Below are 23,968 nucleotides of genomic sequence, written 5' to 3'. Positions count from 1 at the left end.
GCGGGCGGGTTTTTTTACCGTATTACCAGAGATTATCTGGCGTTACGTGCTTTCGCTTCTTCGATAACTTTATCAGCAACATTATTTGGACATGGCGCATAATGACTGAATTCCATCGAGAACTGACCACGACCTGATGTCATGGTACGCAGCTGACCGATGTAACCGAACATTTCAGACAGAGGTACATCTGCCTTAATACGTACACCTGTTACACCTGCTTCCTGGTCTTTAATCATGCCACGGCGACGGTTAAGGTCACCAATAACATCACCAACGTGATCTTCAGGCGTGAACACATCAACTTTCATGATAGGTTCAAGAATCTGTGGACCCGCTTTTGGCATAGACTGACGGAACGCGCCTTTAGCCGCAATTTCAAACGCAATCGCTGAGGAGTCAACGGCGTGGAAACCACCGTCATACAGTTCAACTTCAACGTCCAGAACAGGATAGCCAGCTAGTGGGCCCTGATCCATCATGCCTTTGAAACCTTTCTCGATAGCTGGGAAGAATTCTTTTGGTACGTTACCACCAACAACAGTTGATTTGAACGTAAAGCCAGAGTTCACTTCACCAGGCTTGATACGGTAGTCGATCTTACCAAACTGACCAGAACCACCTGATTGTTTCTTATGCGTGTAGCTATCTTCAATTGGTGTAGTGATAGTTTCACGGTAAGCAACCTGAGGCTGACCCACTTCCAGTTCAACACCGTAAGTACGCTTCAGGATATCAACTTTGATATCTAAGTGAAGTTCACCCATCCCTTTAAGGATAGTTTCGCCAGAATCTTCATCCGTTTCTACCTGGAACGAAGGATCTTCAGAAACCAGTTTACCGATAGCGATACTCATTTTCTCTGTAGCGCCTTTATCTTTAGGCTTAACAGCGATTGAGATTACCGGCTCAGGGAAAATCATTGGCTCTAGTGTACAAGGATGCGCAGTTGAACACAGCGTGTGACCAGTCTGAACATTCTTCATACCTACAACAGCCAGAATGTCGCCAGCGTGAGCCATAGACAATTCTGTACGATCGTTCGCGTGCATTTCAACCATCCGGCCGATACGCTCAGTTTTACCAGTAGCACTGTTAAGAATGGTATCACCTTTCTTCAGTACACCAGAGTAAACACGGATAAAGGTCAGGGCGCCGAAACGGTCGTCCATGATTTTAAACGCCAGCGCGCGGAACGGCTCGTCAGTAGATACTTTAGCGACTTCACCAGTAGGTTCACCAGTATCAGCATCAGTAAGTTCTTGTGGATCTACTTCAGTTGGGTTAGGCAGATAGTCAATAACACCATCTAGTACCAGTTGAACACCTTTGTTTTTAAAGGCAGAACCACAGAATGTCGGGAAGAATTCCAGATCACGTGTACCTTTACGTAAACAACGTTTGATATCAGCAATAGACGGCTCTTCACCATCCATATAAGACATCATCAGGTCGTCATCCATTTCTACCGCAGTTTCAATCATGTCTTCGCGGTATTTGGCAACCAGTTCTTTCATGTCTTCTGGCACGTCACATACTTCAAAGTTCTCTGGCAGACCTGTTTCGTCCCAGATATACGCTTTTTCTTCAAGTACGTCGATGATACCGTTGAAGTCGTCTTCAATACCGATTGGCAGAGTCATTACTACTGGCTTCGCGCCCAGTACTTTTTTGATCTGACCGATAACACGGTAGAAGTCTGCACCCATACGGTCCAGTTTGTTTACGAAAATAACCCGGGCTACGCCAGATTCGTTCGCATAACGCCAGTTGGTTTCTGATTGTGGCTCAACACCACCAGAACCACAGAATACACCGATACCACCGTCTAATACTTTCAGTGAACGGTAAACTTCAACAGTGAAGTCAACGTGTCCTGGAGTATCGATGATGTTCATACGATGATCTTTCCAGAAACAGGTAGTTGCTGCTGACTGGATGGTAATACCACGCTCAGCTTCCTGCTCCATGAAGTCAGTTGTTGACTCACCGTCGTGAACCTCACCGGTTTTGTGGATTTTACCGGTTAGCTTCAAAATACGTTCAGTCGTGGTAGTTTTGCCCGCGTCTACGTGAGCGAAAATACCAATATTTCTGTAATGAGATAAGTCTGCCATTAGTTCACTTTCATTGGTTCAGAGTAAAAAAACGGCGGGATTATAAAGGATTTCAATACCAGATTGACAGCCCTTTCCGCAAAAAGTATAAAACTTATCCAGCGGATCCACGCCACCACTTTATTTTAATTTAATTAATCAACAACTTATTAAAAAAATAACCCCGAAGGGTTATTCTCTTAAAATCGAAACTGTTATCTCGTCGCGGTCATGATATAGATGCCGCAGACGAATTACAAAACTGTCATCCAGCTTTTGTAATCGAGCCGTTAAATCTGCCATAGCTTGTGTCACCGTTTCGTAGCGTTTTTTCATCGGTAACTTCAAATTAAATATAGCATGCTCGGCCCAGCGATTGACTAACCAGTCGCCCATGAGTCTTGCAACCCTGTCAGGCTGCTCTATCATATCACAGACCAGCAGATCTACACGGCCAAATTGCGGACGATAAGTAAAGCCGTCCGCCGCAAAGTGCTCAACCAGCCCGCTGGCCATCAGTTTTTCATCAATAAGACCGTTGTCAATGGCCTCTACATACATCTGTCGATGTACCAGCTGATAGGTCCACCCGCCCGGGCAGGCACCTAAATCCACCGCCCGGCCGCCTTCTCTGAAAACCTGTTGCTGTTGTGCAGGCGTTAACATGGTTAAAATCGCTTCTTCCAGCTTCAGGGTCGACCGGCTAGGCGCCGCAGAGGGAAACTTTAAACGGTAAATTCCATTAGCGTAGGCGCTGCGACAGTCCGGGTAGGAGTAGCCCACCAAACAGCGGTCAAACTGGGTGAAAAACACATGCACCCCTCGCCCCTGTGGTTTTTCTTTATAGGTTAGGCAATTTCCTTTACGCAGACCCTGACGCAATACCACGGCAAATTTGCGACAAAACTTTGCCAGTTCTTTGCCCTCATCTGTATCCGCGTGCTCTACCAACAGCAGACCGTTGACCATTGCTGAATCGTCGTGGTCGATAATCTCCTGTAACACCGGCGATAACCGATCCTCACGAGGCAGGTCGTCAAGCGTTGAGGTGACCACCACTAATTGCCGGGCAAACACAGTATCGGCTACTGCAAGACGCTGTCCCAGTTTGTCAGCATCGGCAGGATTATAACAGTCGAATTCCACATAGCCCTGCCCGCGCACAAATTTAGGATAACCGTAACACTGTAGTTGCGCAGCACGAGCGCTTAGCTCATTCGCCAGGTCGGCTTCATAACCGGCCCGACAATAGCCCAATAAACTAGCCATTGGATGCGTCTCCTAACGATGCCACAATCAGCGCCAGCCACCCTATCATTAAGGTAAGGCCCCCGAGTGGAGTAACCGGCCCCAGCCATGTCCACTGCGCCAGGGTCAACCCGTAAATACTGCCGCTAAACAATAGCGTACCAATTACAAAACAGATTTTTGCCACCCCCACCCAACGGTTACGCAACGGTAAAACACAAGCTAACAACAACGCCAGGCTATGGTACATCTGATATTGCACAGCGGTGGTAAATGCCGCTAATGCCTCCGCGGTTAACTGCTGTTTTAGGCTATGGGTAGCCAGCGCCCCCAACATAACAGATAGCAGCGCGCCACTGGCGCCTGCCGCGATAAAGCCCTTCATAAATTTACCTGCGTCGTATGGGTGTGTATAAACGAGGCTGCATACTCTGCAGCGCTTTGCATATTAGTCTGATAGGTATAACCACTGGATTTTCGCGGTTTCAAGCTGTGATCGCCATCGGGTAGCCAGTTTACCTCCACAGTAGCGGCAAGTTTAAAGCCGGGTAATTCTGCGCGGGTGCCAAACGTATCCCGCTCACCTTGTAAAATACAAACGGGCTTGTCAGGCTGCAACAAATGCGCGGTACGAAGCTTTTCAGGTTTCCCCGGGGGATGAAACGGATAGCCAAACACTACGGCGCCGCGAGCCAGGCTATCGGGTAATAATAACGTGGCCATTCGGCCGCCCATGGACTTCCCGCCTATAAACAGTGGTAGGGCACAATAGGTACTTTCAAGGTGCGCCAGTAGCGCACTAAAATGGCTAAGCAGCTTGTCGGCTTTCTCCGGCGGCCGGCGTTTACCGGTTTGCTGTATTGTTTGCATGTATTCAAAATTGAAGCGCACTACCTCAATCCCGCGTTCACACAACAGGCTGCTCATGTGCTGCATAAAGTCAGACTGCATGGAGGCGCCGGCACCGTGGGCCAAAACTAGTCTGCTGTGCGCGGTGGCAGGGCTGTCTATAGTATAGTCAAATATCATCTTGTTCTTCGTTCACCTGCGCCAATATCCATTCCCGAAAAGCCGCTATTTTACCTAACTCTGCCTGAGAATCATCACATACCACGTAAAAGGCATCGCGACTTTCTACCCGTTCGGAAAAGGGCATAATCAGCCGGCCAGCGTCAATTTCTGGGCGGGCCAGTATGGTGTTAGCCAACGCGATGCCCTGGCCCAGTGCAGCGGCTTGCAATACCAGCATAGAATGACTGAATACCGGCCCGTGGTTGACGTTTACGCCAGCCACACCTACCTGCTTCAACCAGGTTTTCCACGCTTCACGGCTGAGGTCATGCAATAGTACATGATGCTTTAAGTCAGCCAGACTATTTAACGGTTTTGGGCCGCTAAATAAACTTGGGGCGCATAACGGAGTAAGGAATTCTTTGTGCAGTTTGTCTGCCTGTAGACCAGACCACCGCCCCTTACCGTAATAAATCGCCACATCAACATCGTCATTTAAAAAACCCTCGTCAAAATCGACGGCTTTGATGCGAACATCAATATCAGGGTGGGCAACGCTAAATTTACTGATCCGCGGCACCAGCCACTGGGAGGCGAAGCTGGGGGGCATTGCCACGGTAATTGCGCCTTTGCTGCCCTTGGCCAACAACCGTTCAGTGGCTTCCTGCAAACTTTTAAAAATATCTTTAAGTTCTAAAAAGTATGCCTGCCCTTCTTCGGTCAGCAGCAAAGTACGATTGCGCCGAATAAACAGCTTCATCGATAAGTATTCTTCAAGCGCTTTAATTTGATGACTAACCGCCGCCTGGGTAACAAACAGTTCGTCGGCAGCACGGGTAAAGCTTAAATGACGCGCGGCGGCTTCAAATGCTTTGAGCGCATTTAGGGGGGGTAAACGACGTTGCATAGGGCGTCCTGTTATTATGACCATTTGATTAATAAACGATTAGTTTTTCTAATCAACCAACCCTATATTTACTCGTTTTATTTTTAATCAAATACTGTTTAAAATTCACTCGCATTTCAACATTAGGCCGTATTAACAAATAGTTAATAACCTGCATTGTTAAATGCCTTAACAATTTTCGAACAAGATTTATATTAATTATATTAGGTGTAAAATGAAAAAACTATCGTTATCTAGCATTATTGTTTCAGCGTTTGCGCTGCTGACTACCACCACTACAGTTTGTGCCAGCGAGCCCGCTGTTGAATTGGAGCTAAACATCGACTTCGCCCCTATCACGGTAACCACAGATATCGTTAACGATATACAACAGGCCGTGCAATCTACGCTTACAGCCCAAAGCCAGCGCGCCCAATCTGCGCCATTACTGGCGTATCAAAATGAGCAGAGTGAAAGGCCGGCGGCTACGGCTCAGCAAAGCGAATAACCTGACTCATTTTCACCTGATACAAAACAGGCAAGCCATGCTTGCCTGTTCTCCCCGATAGCCCCACTTTTAGATTGCCGAGCCAGATTTTACGTTCAGCGGAGTTAGCCAGCTGAGGTATCTAGTGGCGCAAAACCTTTGACCAATTCGTCTACCGCTTTCATCTGCGCTAAATAGGGTTCCAATTTCGCCAAGGGTAACGCACAGGGGCCGTCACATTTTGCCTCATCCGGATTGGGGTGAGCTTCGATGAACAAGCCAGCCAGGCCTAACGCCATCCCGCTTCTGGCAAGTTGCGCCGCTTTCGCACGGCGACCGTCTGCTGAACTTTCCCGTCCCCCGGGCATTTGCAACGCATGTGTGGCATCGAAAATCACCGGCGCATATTCTTTCATTGCGTCCATTCCCAGCATATCGACAACCAGATTATTGTAGCCAAAGCAGCTGCCACGCTCACAAAGAATAACCTTGTCATTACCCGCTTCGCCCAGCTTACCGATAATATGGCGCATTTCATGAGGCGCTAAAAATTGGGGTTTTTTGACATTGATTACCGCACCGGTTTGCGCCATCGCAACCACCAGGTCAGTTTGGCGGGCTAAGAAGGCGGGTAACTGAATAACATCGACCACATCAGCCACCGGTTGGCATTGATAAGGTTCGTGCACATCGGTGATCACCGGTATATCAAATGTGCGCTTAATCTCTTCAAAAATCTTTAAACCTTCTTCCATGCCAGGGCCACGGTAAGAGTGTACCGAAGAGCGGTTTGCCTTATCAAAAGAGGCTTTAAACACATAAGGTATGTTTAGTTTCTGAGTAACTTCAACATAGTGTTCAGCTATTTTCATAGCAAGATCGCGCGACTCCAATACATTCATACCTCCAAATAAAACAAAAGGCAGATTGTTCGCAACCTGGGTCTTCCCCACGTTGATAACACGGTTTGATACAGTCATAGTTTTACCCAACATTTAAAAAATTACAGCTTCTTTGGTAATCGCTACCCGTGCAATCAATACCAACCAGGTGAGCGCGCCAACAAAGCCAATCCAACGCATGGGTGCTGAACGCCCCCACTTAAGGGCAAATAGCCCCATTAAAATATACAAAATCAAGCCGGTGAATTTAAATGTCAGCCAGTCATTGATAAACGGCCATTGCGAGAGCAATGTGCACAACCACAACGCACTGGCGAGCAATACGGTGTCGATGACATGGGGCACAACTTTAAGCCACTTTTGGTGGCGCATGCCTGCGTCAGCCTGCAACAGAATAAACCGAAAGATAAACAGCAGTGCGCTGAGCGCCACGGCGGTTAAATGGATATGCTTTGCCATCATGTACATGGAGCGGTGCCTTTTATGTGTTGTTATAGATAATCAGGTTATTCAGACACTATACTGAAGGTAACTGGCGACCTGCAATGCCTGGTGCAATGTGTTTTACAATGAAAGCTATACCCGCTTAAACGTGATGCTGATCATTGGGAGCGGCAGACAACCTGGCCCTTAGCGCACCATTGCCCGCCGCTAATCCGCGGCTGCCCGCTTAAATCATTTACGGTGGAAACCTGGATGAACCCAGCCTCTTGCAGCAGTGTTCTTACCGCAGGCCCCTGTGTATAGCCGTGCTCCAGTAGCAGCCATCCTTGGGCGGTAAGATAATTACCGGCATGCTGCACAATGTATCGTATATCGTCCAGCCCATCGCTTCCGGCGGTAAGTGCTGAAGCCGGTTCAAAACGCACATCGCCCTGCTTAAGATAGGGACTGAGATTTTCTACATAGGGCGGATTACTAACAAGCATGTCAAACTGCTGTCCCTGGATATTAGCAAACCAGCTACTTTGCAGTACTGTTACATTTGTCAGATTATTAGCCTGAGCATTGCTATTGGCCAACTCCACCGCTTCGGCAACCACGTCTATGGCGAGAATCTGACAGTCGGGACGTTCACTGGCGATGGCCAGGGCCACCGCGCCAGTGCCGGTGCCCAAGTCACATATTGTCGCAGGCCCGGTGGGTAAACGTAATAACGCTTGTTCAACCAGGGTTTCTGTATCCGGACGGGGAATCAAGGTGGCAGGAGATACCTGTAATGATAAGGACCAAAAGTCGCGCTGACCAGTGATATAGGCTACCGGTGTACCTTGGCCGCGTTGCGCTATATAACGCTGATATCGGTGCAGTTCAGTACTGCCTATAGCTTTATCGGGCCAGGTATACAGATAAGTGACTGAGCGCTGTAAAGCACTAGCCAACAGCACCCGAGCGTCCAGTGCACTGGCGTCATTCTCGGGTAAAGCTGAGGTCAGCGTGGCGGTACCCCAGCTCAGTGCCTGTTGGATAGTTGTATCGGATGCTCTGGCCACACCTTATTCGCCAGCCAGAGATGCCAGCAAGTCGGCCTGATGTTCTTGTCGAATAGGTTCCAGTAACTGGCTAAGATCGCCTTCGACTACTTCATCTAAGCGGTATAACGTAAGGTTAATGCGATGGTCGGTGACCCGGCCCTGCGGAAAATTATAGGTACGGATACGCTCTGACCGGTCACCACTTCCCACCAGATTCCGGCGAGTGGTGGCTTCTTCCGAGGCGCGTTTTTCCTCTTCAATCCGGTTTAACCGTGCCTGCAAAACAGACATAGCTTTGGCCCGATTTTTATGTTGTGAACGCTCATCCTGACATTCTACCACTAGCCCGGTAGGCATGTGCGTTATCCGGATAGCTGAATCGGTTTTGTTAACGTGCTGACCACCCGCCCCTGACGCGCGAAATGTATCGACTTTAAGATCTGCCGAGTTTATCTCAATGGCTTCTGACTCCGGAACTTCAGGTAATACCGCCACAGTACACGCCGACGTATGTATGCGGCCCTGAGATTCCGTCTCGGGTACGCGCTGAACCCGGTGGCCACCTGATTCAAATTTTAATATGCCATAGGCCCCTTCGCCCGACACATTGGCGATAACCTCTTTGAACCCGCCATGTTCGCCTTCATTAGCGCTGACCAGCTCTACTTTCCACCCGCGGGTTTCCGCGTATCGGCTGTACATCCGAAATAGATCGCCGGCAAAAATAGCCGCTTCATCACCACCGGCGCCGGCACGAATTTCTAAGAAACAGCTATTGTCGTCGTTAGGATCTTTGGGTAACAGTAATATTTGTAGCTCATCTTCTAAGTGGGCTAACTCCGTTTTTGCCTGTTTTATTTCATCCTGCGCCATTTCACGCATTTCTGCGTCATCTTCTTCAAGCATTTCGTTCGCCGAAGCCAGGTTTTGCTCGGCTTGACGATAAGCATTAAAGCCTTTTACGACGTCTTCCAACTGGCTGTATTCTTTAGACAACGCCCGAAATTTATCCTGATTACCGATAACCTCTGGAGAGCTTAGCAACGCCTGCACTTCATCAAAGCGCTCGACCAGATTTTCCAGTTTAGCGACTACCGATTCTTTCATATGTTTTATTCTACCTTAGTCTTCTTGGCGCTGATTTTGCGGGCCGTCAAGCTCCAGAGAATGGCTCAGCCACTGAGTCAGCGTAGTATCATTTTGCGTGGCGGCATCCCGCAGCATTCTGGTGGGCCCGTGCATTAATGAATTCGTTAATTTGTAAGCCAGTTCTTTTATTATTTCTTCTGCCTGCTTGCCATCAGCCAGTTGGTTCAGTGCTTTTTCCACCAGTTCATCGCGCTGGTTAGCCCCGTGCGCACGGTATTGGCGGACCAAATCTATCGATTGCTGGGCCTGTTTCCAATTCACATAAACATCTATTTGTGAGTCAATGATGGCTTCAGCTTCGCGGGCGGCTTCTTCCCGGGAGGCTAAATTTTGCTCCACAATATGTTGTAGATCATCCACGGTATATAAGTAGGCGTCGCCGAGTTCATTAACCTCAGATTCGATATCCCGGGGAACCGCCAAGTCCACCAAAAACATCGGCATATTGCGTCTTTTACGCAAGGCTCGCTCTACCATACCTTTGCCAATCAATGGCAACTGACTTGCGGTGGAGCTTATCACAATATCGAAACTGTGTAGCTGCTCAGGCACCTGGGATAATGTCAACACATCCGCATTGAGGGTCTCGGCTAACGCCTGGGCCCGCGCAACGGTGCGGTTTGCCACGCAGATTCGCTCCACGCCTTGTTCTTTCAAATGACGGGCTACCAGTTCAATAGTTTCACCGGCACCGACTAATAATACCGAACGTTTGGGTAATGCAGAGAAGATGTGTTTGGCTAGCTGCACGGCAGCAAAAGCTACCGATACAGCATTAGCCCCTATTTCGGTTTCGGTCCGTACTCGCTTAGCTACAGCAAAGGTGTGCTGAAATAAACGTTCGAACTCGGCGTTGATAGTGCCAGAGTGGCGGGCATCGTTAAACGCTTGTTTAACCTGCCCAAAGATTTGCGGCTCACCGAGAATCAGAGAGTCCAGGCCACTGGCCACACGCATAATATGGCGAATAGCGTCTTCCTGTTCAAACTGATAGCTGTGGCTGGAGATGGTATTGACATCTATGCGGTGAAAATCTGCCAACCAGTTTATTAGCCGTGCCTGCGGCTCATTCCCGTTGACATAAATCTCCGTGCGGTTGCAGGTAGAGACAATGACCGACTCGTCCACGCCAGCATGCTGCTTGAGTGACGATAGCGCAGCCACCAGAGAATCTGGTGTAAAAGCGACTTTTTCACGCAAGGCAACAGGGGCAGTTTTGTGGTTAATCCCGAGGGCTAGTAAGGTCATTAACATTCATGTGGCGACTTCGGAGCGGCATTGTACGAAAAACCCAAAATTATTGAAAGTGTTCAGGTAACTGTGTTCCTATATAATGCTCCAATCAGATCAATCGATTTTTTATTTTATGCGATTACGCTTATTATTCTGCAGCGCGCTGCTTTCCTTATTATACGGTTGTTCCAGCCTACCTGATGGCCCTGAGCGGCGGGTTGATTTACCCGAACAACTGCAGGCTTTACAGCAGGTAAATAAGTGGAAAATACAGGGAAAAATGGCGTTAAGAGCCAACGAACAAGCTATAAGCGCAACGTTAGTATGGCGCAATAGCCCCGAGGCGTTTCATTTCAGACTGACCAATTTATTGGGCATTACTTTAATTAACATGCGCTATGCTGATGACGTAGCCAGCCTGGAAGCCGATGGCGAAACCTATACACATGCCGACCCGCAAGCCCTGATCAAACAAACTACCGGCTGGGATTTACCGGTAAACCAATTGCTTAACTGGGTAAAGGGATTGCCGGGTGCTACTGATAACTATACGCTTAATAACAAAGACTTGCTGGCTACACTGGTACCAGGCGACTGTACCGGGTGCGGCAACTGGGAAGTGAGTTATGCTAACTATGGGTTGGTGGGAGAAACCTGGTTACCGCATTCTCTGCTGTTAACCGATATTAAGCAGCCCAATACTTTTATTAAATTTCGTATCGACAGATGGACATTGCTGTAATGCCTGCAGATTCTACCCCAACCTGGTGGCCCAGCCCGGCCAAGCTTAATTTATTTCTGCATGTGACCGGGCGCTATGATAATGGCTACCATCATTTACAAAGTGTTTTTCAAATGCTGGACCAAGGCGATCGGTTGGCGTTTGAGGTTACCGATGATTCCTCTATAACCCTGGCCACCCCGTTGCCGGGTGTGCCGGCCCAGGATAATTTGGTTATTAAAGCCGCCCGGCTATTACAACGCTTCACGCAGTGCCCGCAAGGTTGCGTTATTACGCTGGATAAACAGTTACCGATGGGCGGAGGAATTGGCGGGGGGTCATCTAATGCAGCGACCACTTTGGTGGTACTAAATTATTTATGGGGTTGTGGGCTCAATGATGACGCATTGGCCCTATTAGGTTTGCAGCTTGGCGCAGATGTGCCTGTTTTTATTTATGGAAATACAGCTTTTGCTGAAGGCGTAGGTGAACAATTAACGCCGATAACCGTTGCTCCGGCATGCTATTTAGTCGTTAACCCAGGCGTTCATGTGAGCACACCAGCAGTTTTTAGTGAGCCTGAGTTGCCGCGGAATACGCCAAAAATCGGCTTATCAGACTACGTGTTTGAAAAAACTCACAACGATTGTCAGCAAATTGTCTGTAATCGCCATCCCGAAGTTGCAAAATTATTACAGTGGTTGGTACACTACGCACCGTCGCGGATGACGGGCACAGGGGCGTGCGTGTTTGCCACTTTCAGTAACGAAGATGCCGCCCGGAAAGTACAGGCAAAATTGCCCGCTAACTGGAGCAGCTTTGTGGCCAAGGGTGTTGCCCAATCGCCATTAAAACGACAACTACATGATGTGTACGCAGCTCCGGACAGACATTAATTATTATTGGGGTATAGCCAAGTTGGTAAGGCAGCGGGTTTTGATCCCGTTATTCGTTGGTTCGAGTCCAGCTACCCCAGCCACCTCTACTATCAACGCACTGAGGAAACACTTGTGCCAGATATGAAGCTCTTTGCAGGTAATGCCGTACCAGAACTTGCCCAGAAAGTTGCCGATCGTCTCTATACCAAGCTTGGAAACGCCAGCGTTGGCCGCTTCAGTGACGGTGAAATCAGCGTCGAAATACATGAAAACGTCCGTGGTTCGGACGTTTTTATTATCCAGTCTACTTGCGCGCCTACTAACGATAACCTGATGGAGCTCATTGTTATGATTGACGCCCTTCGCCGTGCATCGGCAGGACGTATCACAGCAGTTATGCCCTACTTTGGTTATGCTCGACAGGATCGCCGTGTGCGGTCTGCCCGGGTGCCGATTACTGCAAAAGTGGTTGCTGATTTCCTGTCTAATGTTGGGGTTGACCGCGTATTGACTATCGACCTTCACGCCGAGCAAATTCAGGGCTTCTTTGATGTACCTGTAGATAACGCATTCGGTACGCCTATTCTGTTAGCCGACATGATGCGGCGCGACTTTGTGTCGCCAGTCGTGGTATCGCCGGATATTGGCGGTGTAGTGCGGGCGCGGGCCACAGCAAAACTGATGAACGATACCGATTTGGCTATTATCGATAAGCGCCGCCCCAAAGCAAATGTTGCTCAGGTGATGAATATTATTGGTGATGTGAAAGACCGAGATTGTATTATTGTGGATGACATGATTGATACCGGTGGTACGTTAGCCAAAGCAGCAGAAGCGCTGAAAAGCCATGGGGCGCGTAAAGTATATGCCTACGCCACTCATGCGATTTTCTCTGGTAATGCGGCAAAGAATATTCGCGAATCGGTTATTGATGAGATTATTGTTACTGACAGTATCCCGCTGAGTGATGATATGCGCGCAATTGAAAAAGTGAAGCAACTGACGTTGTCAGAAATGCTGGCTGAAACCATCCGCCGCATTAGCAATGAAGAATCTATCTCTGCAATGTTTGAATATTAAACCCGTTGAGGTTTTACCAAGGCGGCTATAAAAGCCGCCTTTTTTGTGACTGTATTTTTTTACTAGACATCCACTTATCCCTTAGACATCCACTTATCCCATAGACATCCACCTTTCTCCTAGACACCCACTTATCCCTTAGAGACCCACTTATTTCTTAGACACCCACTTATCCCTTAGACACCCACTTATTTCTTAGACACCCACTTATCCCCTAGACACCCACCTTTCTCCTAGACATCCACCTTTCTCCTAGACATCCACTTATCCCTTAGACACCCACTTATCCCCTAGACACCCACTTATCCCTTAGACACCCACTTATTTCTTAGACATCCACTTATCCCTTAGACACCCACTTATTTCTTAGACACCCACTTATCCCCTAGACACCCACTTATCCCTTAGACATCCACCTTTCTCCTAGACACCCACTTATCCCATAGACACCCACCTTTACCTAGAAGCAACTTATTTTAGGTTATCGCCTAAAGGCTACGCACACCGCACACGCGGCTTTCTATCAGTGGCTATTCATATATTTAGCGCGCACTGATAACCGTTTAACTTGCTTGGGGGGCTAAATGACATTCTAGCTAAGCGTAAGATTGACTATATTCATTGTTTATTCAGCTAACAGCTTGCACAATCACCGTTATAGTTAAATAGCAGGATTAGTAATATGCAAAAATGGTTATTTGCTGGCATGCTCGGTCTACTCTTTATCACTGCCTGTACCGGCCAACCTAACGCTCAAATGCACAATGACGAAACTTCACAATCGGTAGAGAAACAGACAATGAAAAAAGGCCCGATACCTAAAGACAGTTTGCAACAGAGCCCGGCGACAAAAGCGCCAATGGAATTGACGGGTACTATTGTTTACAAAAATCTTGAAGGAGGATTTTTTGCCTTTATCAGTGCTGATGGCGGGCACTATACGCTACGCAATCTTGCTGCTGAGTATAAGAAAGATGGTCTGAAAATCGCTGTTACAGGGCACGTTCGTACCGATATCATGACCTATACGCAATTTGGTGAAGTTTTTGAGGTAACCCAAGTGAAAGTTTTAGACCGTAGCGGTGTGAAACCGGCCCAAGATGAAATGTAATGCTGTTGTTTGAAACAGCTTGGGAACGGTGGTAGAATTCGCCGCCCTTAAAATTTGGGTAATGCCGAAACGGGTTTGTTTTTGCATTTCAGGATGTGCTTTTGGTCGCGGAAGCCATCATCGATTAATTAAAATTTTTGGAGACAGTCAATGTCTGACAACACTATTTTTACTCTGGATGCCAATGTCCGTACTGATAAAGGGAAAGGTGCGAGCCGCCGCCTTCGTCGTGCAGATTTGGTACCAGCTATCCTGTACGGTGGCGAAGAAGAGCCAGTTTCTTTGACTCTGGATCATAACAAAGTTAACAACTCTGCTGATTACGAAGCATTCTATTCTCACGTTCTGACCTTGAACATTGATGGAAAGAAAGTAGAAGCGCTGGTTAAAGACATGCAGCGTCACCCGTACAAGCCTAAAATTACACACATCGATTTTCAGCGTGTAATTGCAGGTGAAAAACTTCACACAAATGTACCTTTGCACTTCGTAAACGAAGAAGCAAATACTGCAGTGAAAACCGAAGGTGGTATTGCTGAGCACCATGTAAACGAGATCGAAATCACCTGTCTGCCTAAAGACCTGCCTGAATACATCGAAGTTGACATGAAAGGTCTGGAAATGGGTTCTACCCTTCACCTTTCAGACATCAAACTACCAGCTGGTGTTAGCTCTGTAGAGCTGGCCAAAGATGATGAAAATCATGACCTGGCTGTAGTTACTATTAAACCTGCTCCTAAAGCTCCAGCGGCTGATGAAGATGCAGAAGGCGAAGAAGCTGGCACAGAGGAATAATCCTCTTGGCTGATATTCGCCTTATCGTGGGCCTGGGTAATCCAGGCCCCGAATATGAAAATACCCGCCATAATGCGGGAGCCTGGTTCCTTGAAGAACTGGCGGCACGTCACAACACCTCACTTACCCCAGAGTCCAAATTCTTCGGAAAAACTGCCCGCATCACTATTGCAGGTCAGGATGTTCGGTTGCTCTACCCTACTACGTTTATGAATAAAAGTGGTCAGGCCGTGGGTACCTTAGCGAACTTCTATCGTATTGAACCTGAACAAATTCTGGTGGCATTTGATGAACTCGATCTGCCTTCGGGCGTGGCCAAGTTTAAGATAGGTGGTAGTTCCAGCCAAAATGGCGTGCGAGATATAGTAGCCAGATTGGCTAACAATAAAAATTTCCTGCGTTTGCGAATTGGTATAGATCATCCTGGGCACAAGTCCAAGGTGACCGGCCATGTTTTAGGCAAGCCAGCAGCAGCAGAAAAAGAAGCCATCGACAGTGCCATAGATGAAGCAGTGCGCTGTATCGATATCTTGCTGCAAAAAGATTTAAAAACTGCTCAAAACCGGCTTCATTCATTTAAAGCCGACGCAAAATAACCTAACCGAGATAAGAGGCTAGCATGGGTTTTAAATGTGGCATCGTCGGCCTGCCGAACGTAGGTAAATCGACGCTATTCAACGCGCTAACAAAAGCGGGTATTGAAGCGGCAAACTTTCCCTTTTGTACCATAGAGCCAAATACTGGCGTGGTGCCTGTGCCGGACTTACGTTTGGACAAACTGGCCAGCATTGTAAATCCTCAGCGCGTTATTCCTACGACTATGGAATTCGTAGATATCGCCGGGCTGGTAGAAGGTGCCTCTAAAGGTGAAGGTCTGGGCAATAAATTCCTGGCCAATATTCGTGAGACTGATGCTATTGGTCATGTAGTACGTTGTTTTAAAGATGAAAACATAGTGCATGTAGCTGGCAAAGTCAGCCCTCAGGATGATATTGATGTTATCAATACTGAATTAGCACTGTCGGACCTGGAAACAACAGAAAAAGCGCTACTGCGTGTGGCCAAACGCGCCAAGGGCGGTGATTCTGAAGCCAAGTACGAACTTAAAGTACTGGAAAAAATAAAACCCCATCTTGATGAAGGCCTGTTACTTCGGTCGCTAGAGTTGAACAAAGAAGAGCATGCGGCTATCAGCTACATGAACATGCTGACTTTAAAGCCGACAATGTACATAGCCAATGTGAACGAAGAAGGTTTTGATAATAATCCCTACCTGGACCAGGTACGGAAAATTGCGGAAAGCGAAAATGCGGTCGTTGTAGCGGTATGTGCAGCCATTGAATCAGAAATTGCCGAGCTTGATGACGAAGAGCGCGAAGAATTTATGCAGGATATGGGGTTAGAAGAGCCAGGCCTTAACCGTGTTATACGAGCCGGCTACAACCTGTTGACCTTACAGACTTATTTCACTGCCGGAGTTAAAGAAGTACGTGCCTGGACTTTCCCAGAGGGTTCAACTGCGCCACAGGCAGCAGGGAAAATACACACTGACTTTGAAAAAGGCTTTATTCGCGCAGAAGTTGTTGCCTACGATCATTTTGTTGAATACAACGGTGAGCAAGGGGCTAAAGATGCCGGAAAATGGCGTTTGGAAGGTAAAGAATATATCGTTAAAGATGGCGATGTAATTCACTTTCGCTTTAACGTGTAAGACACTGTTAAATAATGAAAACCGCCCCATTGGGCGGTTTTTTTATTTGTACTGCCAGTACAACGGGGCGCCGTAAACCTGTACAAAATAATCTATCACTACTCTGACATTTAGCGGGGGGTAGCGGGTATGGGGATAAATAGCCGCTATTTGTTGGCGTTTTGTCGATATTGCCGGCGCATAGTTTGTAAGTAATTTGATTAAACGCCCGTGGTAAAGGTGTTCTCCTATTAACCAATCGGGAAATAAAACTATACCCACATCATCAAGGGCTGCGGTTAATAAGCTTTCGGCATTGTTGGAAGTGATTAAGGCCGGTACCTGATACTGCTGCCAGCCTTCACTTTCCTGTTTAAAAAACCAACGGTTGGCGCCCTGCTCTCCTTTGTATATTAAACACTGGTGGCCAGCGAGCTCTGCGGGTGTTTGTGGCGTTCCGTACCTGTCAAGGTATGCGGCAGAGGCTGCTAGATGGTAATACTGATGTCCAAATACCCGAGCATGCATGGTCGAGTCAGACATACTACCAATACGAAATAACAAATCTGCCCCATCTTGTAGAGGGTCAATGAAATTGTCTGTCTGGGACAGTTCAATTCGAAGTTTTGGATATTTACGTAGTAAGGCACCTATCCATGGTGCTATGTGGCGCTGGCCAAAAAATACTGGTGCATTAATTCTTACGAGCCCGTGCGGCTCATTTTGTTTATCGCGCAATACCTCGTGCGCCTGGGTGTACTGGCCCAAAATGTTATTAGCGTACTCATAAAATACATGGCCAGCTTCCGTAGGGGCTATAGCGCGGGTGCTTCTGTAAAATAACTGATGACCCAGCGCATCTTCGAGATGACTGATTGTTCGGGAAATCATTGAGGCCGATACGTCTTCCTTTCTCGCTACGACCGTATAATTGCGTGCTTCATACACATTGACAAAGAAATATAAAGAACGAATGTCGATAGACGATGGCAGCTTCATTAATGCACCTTTTGCAAAAGACTTATGCATATTATCCTGTTTTTCATATTAATAGAAACCGGTAGTCTGCGCCCTTCAAAACTAATCAGGAGTATTAATGCATATCGTGCTTATTGTGCTGACTATCATAGCGGGCATGGGATTGTCTGTTGAAGCTGGAATTCTGGGGCCATTGGGAAATGTAGTTGGTGAGCTATGGGCTACGCTTAGTATTTTTGGTGTAGGCGCTGCCCTGACCTTTTTACTAATGTTGTTTTTTAGCCCTCGCCAAAGCCCCTCATTTTTCAAGCAGCCTGGCTGGCAGCTTACTGGCGGGGTGTTGGGGCCCGTCTATGTGATCATTCTTACAGTTACTGCGCCGGTAATTGGCATCGCACTAACTATGATAGGTATTCTGGCTGGCCAGATAGTAAATAGTCTGGCTATTGATCATTTCGGATGGCTGGGCTCAACATCAAGACGTATTGATAAGAATCGGGTAATTGCGCTGTTGTTTATTGTCGCAGCATTAGTTCTTATTGGTTTGGGTTAGAGGACGTTAAATGACATTATTAATGATATCACTTGCCATTATTGGCGGGGCTTTACTCAGCGTACAAGCGGCAGTTAATGGCCAGCTCGGTAACAAAGTTGGGGTGTTCAAAAGCGCGTTTTTGACCTTTTCTGTAGGGGCGTTAATTACTGCGCTACTCATTTTTTACTTTGAACCAGTTCAGCCAGTTAGTCTTATGGAAGTACCCAAATGGCAATTATTAGGTGCGATGTGCGGAGTACCTTACATTGTAATAATGGTGCTGGCTGTTCAACGTATCGGCGTGGCAGTAGCGACCGTTGCCGTTATTTTCGGCCAGTTAACCATGAGTATGATAATTGACAGCTATGGCTGGCTCGGCAACGAAGTGCTACCGTTTTCCCCCAACCGGTTGGCCGCTGTTTTCTGCTTAGCAGTAGCCTTGTATTTTGTTTATAAAGGAAATCAAAATACTACCGAGTAAGCTAGCCATAACAAATAAGTTTGAAGAGGCAGGCCCTTTGTAACCTCTTATATGTCTGAAGGCTCCCCCTTACCTGTAATCAACGTTAGCCAGGGATGCATGACTGCCCTTCTTCAAACACGCCAGCGGGGATAACCGAGGGGTTTAGTATTCTTCGTAGACATCCATACTATTCTTCGTAGACATCCATACTATTTTTCATAGACCCCCGTACGCAGCAACAATGAATGAGCCCGGTGGGTGTCTAGCATTCTTCGTAGACATCCAGACTATTTTTCGTAGCCCTCGTATGCAGCGACAATGAATGCGTCCGGTGGGTGTCTAGCATTCTTCGTAGACATCCATACTATTTTTCGTAACCCTCGTACGCAGCGACAATGAATGCGTCCGGTGGGTGTCTAGTACCGTTCTTCATAGACACCCATACAACAGCGACAGTGAATGGGTGCGGTGGGTGTCCACACACATGCTTATCTCACTTCACCGCACTTCCTTGAGCGTATGGGATGCACTTCCTACGAATACGGTTGTTAACCATTCTCATTTGTATTTACAGCGTGTCATTTTTTAGCTACACTTTGGCGTCGCTTCAATACAGAGAACACACATGAATAACAAAAAAATAACTATGGGTGCGCATACCATTGCCGCCGCCCTCGCATTTGGTCAAGGCGCAGCCTGGGCTCAGGAGCCTGCCGAATGTAAAGAGAGTAATTCTGAGCAATGTGCTATGCCGGATGATGATGCCATTGAGCTTATTCGTATTCACGGCATTCAACAATCCATCTACCGCTATGATAAATCCGGCGATCCTCGTCGTTTAGCCGATTTAGTAGACACACCGCAAACAATAAGTGTCCTGACACAGGATCAAATTCAGGAAAGTGGTAAAACAGATCTTAAAGACATCCTTGCCGCTCAAGCCGGGGTAACCCTGGGTACGGGTGAAAACGGAAATGCATTCGGAGACAGATACATTATCCGCGGCCATGAAGCCCGTAGCGACGTATTTGTGGACGGCCTGCGTGATCCCGGTATGACTACACGGGAAAGCTTTGCTACAGAGCGAGTTGAGATAACCAAAGGGCCAAGCGCTACGTTTGCTGGCCGAGGCTCATCCGGCGGAGCGGTCAATAGCATCACCAAAAAAGCATCGACCAGCTATAATTTTGGTCGGGTAGATGCGAGCGCGGGTACAGATGAACATACCCGCTTTACCTTGGATTACAATAAAACCCTTACGCCCGATAGCGCCGTTCGAATCAATGGCTTGTACGCAGACGAAGATAAACCTGGTCGTGAGGATATTGAAAGAGAGCGTACCGGTGCTCAGCTTTCCTACGTGATACACCCCACCGATAAACTATCCTTTATTGGCGATGTTTATTACCTTGACGCCCAAGACCGTCCAGATTTAGGAAGCTATTATAACCGCGATACCGGGCATCCGCTGGAAGATATCCCCGTTTATGCGCAAGACGAAGACTTTTTGAATTCTGAAGTAACCACTTTTACCTTGCGCACCGAATATGAATTAAGCGACACATTGCGGTTTTACAATGCAACCCGTGCTGGTAAAACTGAGAATGAATATATTACTACAGGCATGAGCGGCACAACGCGCGCGGATACAGATCCCACTGCCCCCGGTGTCGATACACTGAATTTAAGCACTCATCAAGGCTGGCAGGACGTTGATTATGTTACCACTCAATTTAATTTATTTTGGGATACACCTTTCCTGGGTTTAGACCACCGGCTGGTCTTTGGTTTTGAATATACTGATGAATCTGTCGATAACGGTACATTTGCAATTGAAAATGGTAACCCTGGCAACTGTTTAGTGAGCGGCCGTCGAGGTGTTTCTGAAGGCTATTGTATTACAGATGGCTCTAATAGCCTGATAGATAATATTGGCGGGCTGATTAATCGCAGTTACCAGCGCGCTGACGCTGATGCACTGTATGACATTGAAACTTATTCTTTTTATGTGATGGATACGGTTGCATTAACGGATAGCCTAGATGCTTTTTTCGGGCTTCGTTCAGATAGTTACGATTACACCAATGCCACTTCCGGGCGCAGTGGTGATGAGGTTTATGCGTTCTCTGACGACCTCTTCAATGGACACCTAGGTTTGGTTTATGCTCTTTCTGAAACAGGCAATATTTACGCATCTTACAGTACTGCCACTAACATTAATGGCGGCGAGTCAGATTTAGGGGCTAACTGTGGCTATGGCGGGTTATGTGGTACACCCGAGCAAGCAGCGCAGGCAGATCCAGAGCATGTTGAAAACATTGAACTGGGTACTAAATGGATGCTGTTCGATGAAAAGCTGATGGCAAATGCGGCAGTATTTCGTATTACTAAGAGCGATGTACACGAAAGTGTGGGTGACGCTTATTCTACACTGGGTACCCTGAATACTGGTGAAAACCGCGTGCAAGGGATTGAGTTTGGTATCAGTGGTGATATAACTGAAAAACTAAGCGTCCAAGCATCAGCAGCAGTAATGGACTCTGAAATCCGCGAATCTTATGATACGGCGAATGTGGGCCTTGAACTAAGCAACTTTGCTGACCAAAGCTTCTACCTTCAACTTCGATACCAGCCTAATGAGCGATTCGCATTTGGCGGCGATTATAGCTACCAGTCAAAGATGTATGGTGGCCAGCCGGATACCGCCGCGGGCTATAGCGCTGAGACAGGGGAATACAGTATTGTGGTTCCCAGTTATCAGGTAGTCAATTTGTTTGCTAACTACTATGCATCCGAGAAGCTAACTTTCCGGGTTAATATTGGCAATGTATTGGATGAAGAATACTGGACTGCGGCTTACCGTTCCGGCGCATTCATGTACATCGGCGATGGCAGAAGCCTGACTGGAACAGTAAGCTACGCATTTTAAATCAGCTTTATAATAGAAGGACTACGCTGCGCCATGATCATTATTGATAATTTGCTCCGCCCGGAAGAGGTTGAGCACTATCGCAAAACTCTTGCTAACGCACCATTTAGTGATGGGACATCCACTGCTAAAGGAATGGCGGCGCAGGTTAAAAATAATGGTCAGGCCGATGCTACTCAGCCCGAAATACGCCAGTTGGCTAATCAATTACTCAGTACATTGGGGAGTCACGCTAAGGTTGTTTCGGGGGCATTGCCGCAGCGTATTTTCCCGCCCTGCTTTAATCGTTATAGCGAAAATCAAAAATATGGTTACCATGTCGACGCTGCTATTATGCGTATCCCCGGCACGCCAGATGTAATGCGCAGTGATATGTCGATGACCGTTTTTTTGTCCGACCCGGAATCTTACACCGGCGGGGAGCTGGTAATTCAAACAGGCTTTGGAGAGCAAACCGTTAAGCTACCAGCGGGAAGCGCCGTGCTTTATCCTTCATCCAGTCTACATAAGGTCAATCCTGTAACAAAAGGTCAACGATTAGCGGCCATAACCTGGATGCAAAGTATGGTAAGTGATGCTGCTATGCGGGCTAGCTTGCATGAATTGGACGAGGTTATTCAGTCACTTATAGTCAGCGGCACGGCATCACGTGACGAACTTGATAGGTTACATCATGTCTATCACAACTTAATTCGTCAGTTTACCACTTTGTAAAGATCGAAGGCCTAGCGTTTAATAAATAATAAAGCTGGAAAACGCCTTATTTAAGAAGTAAGCCGTAGCTACATTGTATTTACCATTTTTTAGACATCCATCTACTTAAGCTCTCAGATGTTTCAATCCCTATCATAGACACCCATCTGACTATGCGTGTCCTATTTTCCTCGCTTGGCCCTCTCTTAACGGCCCCTCCTTACACTATTGCATTCTATAGCAGACACCCACCACTCTGTGCGTGTCTTGTTAGCTTTTAGCTCCGCTCGCAGGCTTCCAGCTTGTGCCGACGCTGCATGATCATGATGGCATCTATCCTATTGCCTGCTAAAAATGCTGAAACAGCGATTGATAAATCGCGTAAGGATACTCGTTGCTTATTTTTTGTAATATAAGGCATGGGGCTAACTACCCACCTAGACATTTTATTCTCCTCCAGGGAAGAAGGCTGGAATTGAGGCTAGCTAGGGAATTTATAGAGCGTGGTTTAACTTAATTTTTGCAGAATTCACCGCTAGAAAAGCAGTCTGTACTGTGAGTTTATTTATTTTCGACAACCTTAAGTTTGCCTCTATGGGCGGCCCCCTTACAGGCGCGTTCAAAATGCTGGCTAAGGTTGATTATACTGTCAAAGGACACCCTTACTTTTCTAAGCATAGGTACAATGTTTGCCTTCGGCTGACTTAATAAATTACCACTTATTCGTTTTGCACTACACTCGACCAGGCTTAAATAATCAGATACATCAAAGGGTAGTGATTCGCCAAAATGATGATTCCCCGCTGAGGCAAATGGCATTAATCCCGAAGGTTGCACTGAGCGATTAACGGCAGCCCGCTTTCTTCTGCGTACACTGGTGTATTGCGCCTCTTCAGGTGAATGCGCCATGCCGGCCCTTACGGGATTCAGGTCAACATAAACCATACAGGCTAGTAACGCTGCATCATCTAATAATGCCTGAGATTTAAAACGGCCTTCCCAAAAGCGCCCTGTACACTCATCTTCTTTGTTTGCCTTACGCGCTATGTATTCGTTCAGTTCGCGCATGAACCAACTTATGTCTTGAAGACGTTGTCGGTATACTGCAATAGTATCTTTTAAAGTGGTTAACTCACTCGATGTAAATGTGGGCGAAGATGTATGGTAGCGTCGCGTTAAACAAGTTCCACGATGTAGCGAATGCCATCGTCTAAGTACTTCCTGTTCTGTCCACTTGTCAGCGCACCTGCTATCTATTCGCAATACAATATGGGTATGATTATTCATTACCGCATATGCACACAAGTCGATAGCGAAAATACTGGCTAAAAAATACAAGCGTTGCTCTACCCATTGGCGTCGATGTTCATAGCTTTGTTTGGTAAATCTATCTACACCACATAAATACGCTCGCCTTACACAGCGCGATACGCAGTGGTAATAAGGGGTAGCTTCAAGATCGATTTGAGTTTTTCGGGCACGGGGCATGGCAAGCCTGCGTAACGATAGTTTGTGGGTATATCATTACCGATGCTTACTTTTTTTACAGCTGTGCTAACGTTCAGATTGCTTTTATTAATAACAAAAAAACCCTGCGACTGCAGGGTT

Annotated in this window: 25 protein-coding genes and 1 tRNA gene; 13 read left to right on the top strand and 13 right to left on the bottom strand. The window is 47.2% G+C overall.

From position 1 onward, the window contains the following. Positions 1 to 32: 32 nt before the first annotated feature. From fusA to D0Y50_RS06955, 5 genes are all read right to left on the bottom strand, one after another. Complete coding sequence (gene fusA / locus D0Y50_RS06975) at positions 33 to 2,117, bottom strand: elongation factor G (protein ID WP_108566323.1); 2,085 nt, start codon at positions 2,115 to 2,117, stop codon at positions 33 to 35. A gap of 171 nt (positions 2,118 to 2,288) precedes the next feature. Further along, positions 2,289 to 3,365, bottom strand: coding sequence for a 23S rRNA (cytidine(2498)-2'-O)-methyltransferase RlmM (gene rlmM, locus D0Y50_RS06970; protein ID WP_108566324.1), 1,077 nt, complete (start codon positions 3,363 to 3,365; stop codon positions 2,289 to 2,291). Next, a complete protein-coding gene (locus D0Y50_RS06965; RefSeq protein WP_108566325.1) occupies positions 3,358 to 3,729 on the bottom strand; it encodes a DUF423 domain-containing protein in 372 nt (123 codons plus the stop codon). The genes rlmM and D0Y50_RS06965 overlap by 8 nt, the downstream gene beginning before the upstream one ends. Beyond that, a complete protein-coding gene (locus tag D0Y50_RS06960) occupies positions 3,726 to 4,373 on the bottom strand; it encodes an alpha/beta family hydrolase (protein WP_108566326.1) in 648 nt (215 codons plus the stop codon). The genes D0Y50_RS06965 and D0Y50_RS06960 overlap by 4 nt, the downstream gene beginning before the upstream one ends. Then, on the bottom strand, positions 4,363 to 5,262 hold the full coding sequence (locus tag D0Y50_RS06955) for a transcriptional regulator GcvA (RefSeq protein WP_108566327.1): 900 nt from the start codon (positions 5,260 to 5,262) through the stop codon (positions 4,363 to 4,365). The genes D0Y50_RS06960 and D0Y50_RS06955 overlap by 11 nt, the downstream gene beginning before the upstream one ends. A gap of 214 nt (positions 5,263 to 5,476) precedes the next feature. Here D0Y50_RS06955 and D0Y50_RS06950 point away from each other — a divergent pair, with 214 nt between their 5' ends. After that, positions 5,477 to 5,749: a hypothetical protein gene (locus D0Y50_RS06950; RefSeq protein WP_108566328.1), complete on the top strand. Its 273-nt coding sequence runs from the start codon at positions 5,477 to 5,479 to the stop codon at positions 5,747 to 5,749. Between the two features lie 104 nt (positions 5,750 to 5,853). Here the strand turns inward: D0Y50_RS06950 and kdsA are convergent, their stop codons facing one another. The 5 genes from kdsA to hemA form a co-directional block, all read right to left on the bottom strand. Beyond that, positions 5,854 to 6,708, bottom strand: a complete 855-nt coding sequence (gene kdsA, locus D0Y50_RS06945; RefSeq protein ID WP_108566389.1) for a 3-deoxy-8-phosphooctulonate synthase — start codon at positions 6,706 to 6,708, stop codon at positions 5,854 to 5,856. 15 nt (positions 6,709 to 6,723) lie between these two features. After that, a complete protein-coding gene (locus D0Y50_RS06940) occupies positions 6,724 to 7,098 on the bottom strand; it encodes a SirB2 family protein (protein ID WP_108566329.1) in 375 nt (124 codons plus the stop codon). Positions 7,099 to 7,232: 134 nt separating this feature from the next. Next, the gene (gene prmC, locus D0Y50_RS06935; RefSeq protein WP_232366473.1) at positions 7,233 to 8,123 is read right to left on the bottom strand and encodes a peptide chain release factor N(5)-glutamine methyltransferase; all 891 of its coding nucleotides are present in this window, start codon (positions 8,121 to 8,123) and stop codon (positions 7,233 to 7,235) included. Positions 8,124 to 8,126: 3 nt separating this feature from the next. Continuing rightward, positions 8,127 to 9,212, bottom strand: a complete 1,086-nt coding sequence (gene prfA, locus D0Y50_RS06930) for a peptide chain release factor 1 (RefSeq protein ID WP_108566330.1) — start codon at positions 9,210 to 9,212, stop codon at positions 8,127 to 8,129. A 15-nt stretch (positions 9,213 to 9,227) separates the two neighbouring features. After that, a complete protein-coding gene (gene hemA, locus D0Y50_RS06925; protein WP_108566331.1) occupies positions 9,228 to 10,502 on the bottom strand; it encodes a glutamyl-tRNA reductase in 1,275 nt (424 codons plus the stop codon). A 118-nt stretch (positions 10,503 to 10,620) separates the two neighbouring features. On the opposite strand from hemA, the gene lolB reads away from it, so the two are divergent. The 8 genes from lolB to ychF all read left to right on the top strand — a co-directional run bounded on the left by lolB (position 10,621) and on the right by ychF (position 16,783). Then, positions 10,621 to 11,229, top strand: a complete 609-nt coding sequence (lolB, locus tag D0Y50_RS06920) for a lipoprotein insertase outer membrane protein LolB (RefSeq protein WP_170145462.1) — start codon at positions 10,621 to 10,623, stop codon at positions 11,227 to 11,229. Then, positions 11,229 to 12,104: a 4-(cytidine 5'-diphospho)-2-C-methyl-D-erythritol kinase gene (gene ispE / locus D0Y50_RS06915; RefSeq protein ID WP_232366472.1), complete on the top strand. Its 876-nt coding sequence runs from the start codon at positions 11,229 to 11,231 to the stop codon at positions 12,102 to 12,104. The genes lolB and ispE overlap by 1 nt, the downstream gene beginning before the upstream one ends. 7 nt (positions 12,105 to 12,111) lie before the next feature. Next, positions 12,112 to 12,187, top strand: a tRNA-Gln gene (locus tag D0Y50_RS06910). Between the two features lie 40 nt (positions 12,188 to 12,227). Further along, a complete protein-coding gene (locus D0Y50_RS06905; protein ID WP_232366507.1) occupies positions 12,228 to 13,166 on the top strand; it encodes a ribose-phosphate pyrophosphokinase in 939 nt (312 codons plus the stop codon). Positions 13,167 to 13,848: 682 nt separating this feature from the next. Continuing rightward, positions 13,849 to 14,277 (top strand): hypothetical protein, encoded by a 429-nt coding sequence (locus D0Y50_RS06900; RefSeq protein WP_108566335.1) that lies wholly within the window; start codon positions 13,849 to 13,851, stop codon positions 14,275 to 14,277. 150 nt (positions 14,278 to 14,427) lie between these two features. Further along, positions 14,428 to 15,072: a 50S ribosomal protein L25/general stress protein Ctc gene (locus D0Y50_RS06895; protein WP_108566336.1), complete on the top strand. Its 645-nt coding sequence runs from the start codon at positions 14,428 to 14,430 to the stop codon at positions 15,070 to 15,072. 5 nt (positions 15,073 to 15,077) lie between these two features. Continuing rightward, positions 15,078 to 15,668: an aminoacyl-tRNA hydrolase gene (gene pth / locus D0Y50_RS06890; protein ID WP_108566337.1), complete on the top strand. Its 591-nt coding sequence runs from the start codon at positions 15,078 to 15,080 to the stop codon at positions 15,666 to 15,668. A gap of 23 nt (positions 15,669 to 15,691) precedes the next feature. After that, on the top strand, positions 15,692 to 16,783 hold the full coding sequence (gene ychF / locus D0Y50_RS06885) for a redox-regulated ATPase YchF (protein ID WP_117316128.1): 1,092 nt from the start codon (positions 15,692 to 15,694) through the stop codon (positions 16,781 to 16,783). Positions 16,784 to 16,825: 42 nt separating this feature from the next. Here ychF and D0Y50_RS06880 read toward each other — a convergent pair whose 3' ends face one another. After that, the gene (locus D0Y50_RS06880; RefSeq protein ID WP_232366471.1) at positions 16,826 to 17,791 is read right to left on the bottom strand and encodes a LysR family transcriptional regulator; all 966 of its coding nucleotides are present in this window, start codon (positions 17,789 to 17,791) and stop codon (positions 16,826 to 16,828) included. Between the two features lie 67 nt (positions 17,792 to 17,858). Between D0Y50_RS06880 and D0Y50_RS06875 the strand changes: the two genes are divergently transcribed. The 4 genes from D0Y50_RS06875 to D0Y50_RS06860 all read left to right on the top strand — a co-directional run bounded on the left by D0Y50_RS06875 (position 17,859) and on the right by D0Y50_RS06860 (position 22,381). Then, positions 17,859 to 18,293 carry a DMT family transporter gene (locus tag D0Y50_RS06875; RefSeq protein ID WP_108566339.1) on the top strand — a complete coding sequence of 145 codons (435 nt, stop codon included), beginning with the start codon at positions 17,859 to 17,861 and terminating at the stop codon, positions 18,291 to 18,293. A gap of 10 nt (positions 18,294 to 18,303) precedes the next feature. After that, positions 18,304 to 18,756 carry a DMT family transporter gene (locus tag D0Y50_RS06870; protein ID WP_108566340.1) on the top strand — a complete coding sequence of 151 codons (453 nt, stop codon included), beginning with the start codon at positions 18,304 to 18,306 and terminating at the stop codon, positions 18,754 to 18,756. 607 nt (positions 18,757 to 19,363) lie between these two features. Next, entirely contained in the window at positions 19,364 to 21,667 is a 2,304-nt protein-coding gene (locus D0Y50_RS06865) for a TonB-dependent receptor (RefSeq protein WP_117316126.1), read from the top strand. A gap of 33 nt (positions 21,668 to 21,700) precedes the next feature. Further along, positions 21,701 to 22,381 carry a Fe2+-dependent dioxygenase gene (locus D0Y50_RS06860; protein WP_117316124.1) on the top strand — a complete coding sequence of 227 codons (681 nt, stop codon included), beginning with the start codon at positions 21,701 to 21,703 and terminating at the stop codon, positions 22,379 to 22,381. A 256-nt stretch (positions 22,382 to 22,637) separates the two neighbouring features. Here the strand turns inward: D0Y50_RS06860 and D0Y50_RS19490 are convergent, their stop codons facing one another. Then, positions 22,638 to 22,805: a hypothetical protein gene (locus D0Y50_RS19490; RefSeq protein ID WP_170145461.1), complete on the bottom strand. Its 168-nt coding sequence runs from the start codon at positions 22,803 to 22,805 to the stop codon at positions 22,638 to 22,640. A gap of 116 nt (positions 22,806 to 22,921) precedes the next feature. Next, complete coding sequence (locus D0Y50_RS19410) at positions 22,922 to 23,848, bottom strand: transposase (RefSeq protein WP_147318229.1); 927 nt, start codon at positions 23,846 to 23,848, stop codon at positions 22,922 to 22,924. Between the last annotated feature and the right edge of the window lie 120 nt (positions 23,849 to 23,968).

The sequence above is a fragment of the Salinimonas sediminis genome (genome assembly GCF_003429285.1).
Taxonomy (GTDB): Bacteria; Pseudomonadota; Gammaproteobacteria; order Enterobacterales; family Alteromonadaceae; genus Alteromonas; species Alteromonas indica.
This window is presented reverse-complemented; position numbering and strand designations above follow the sequence as displayed.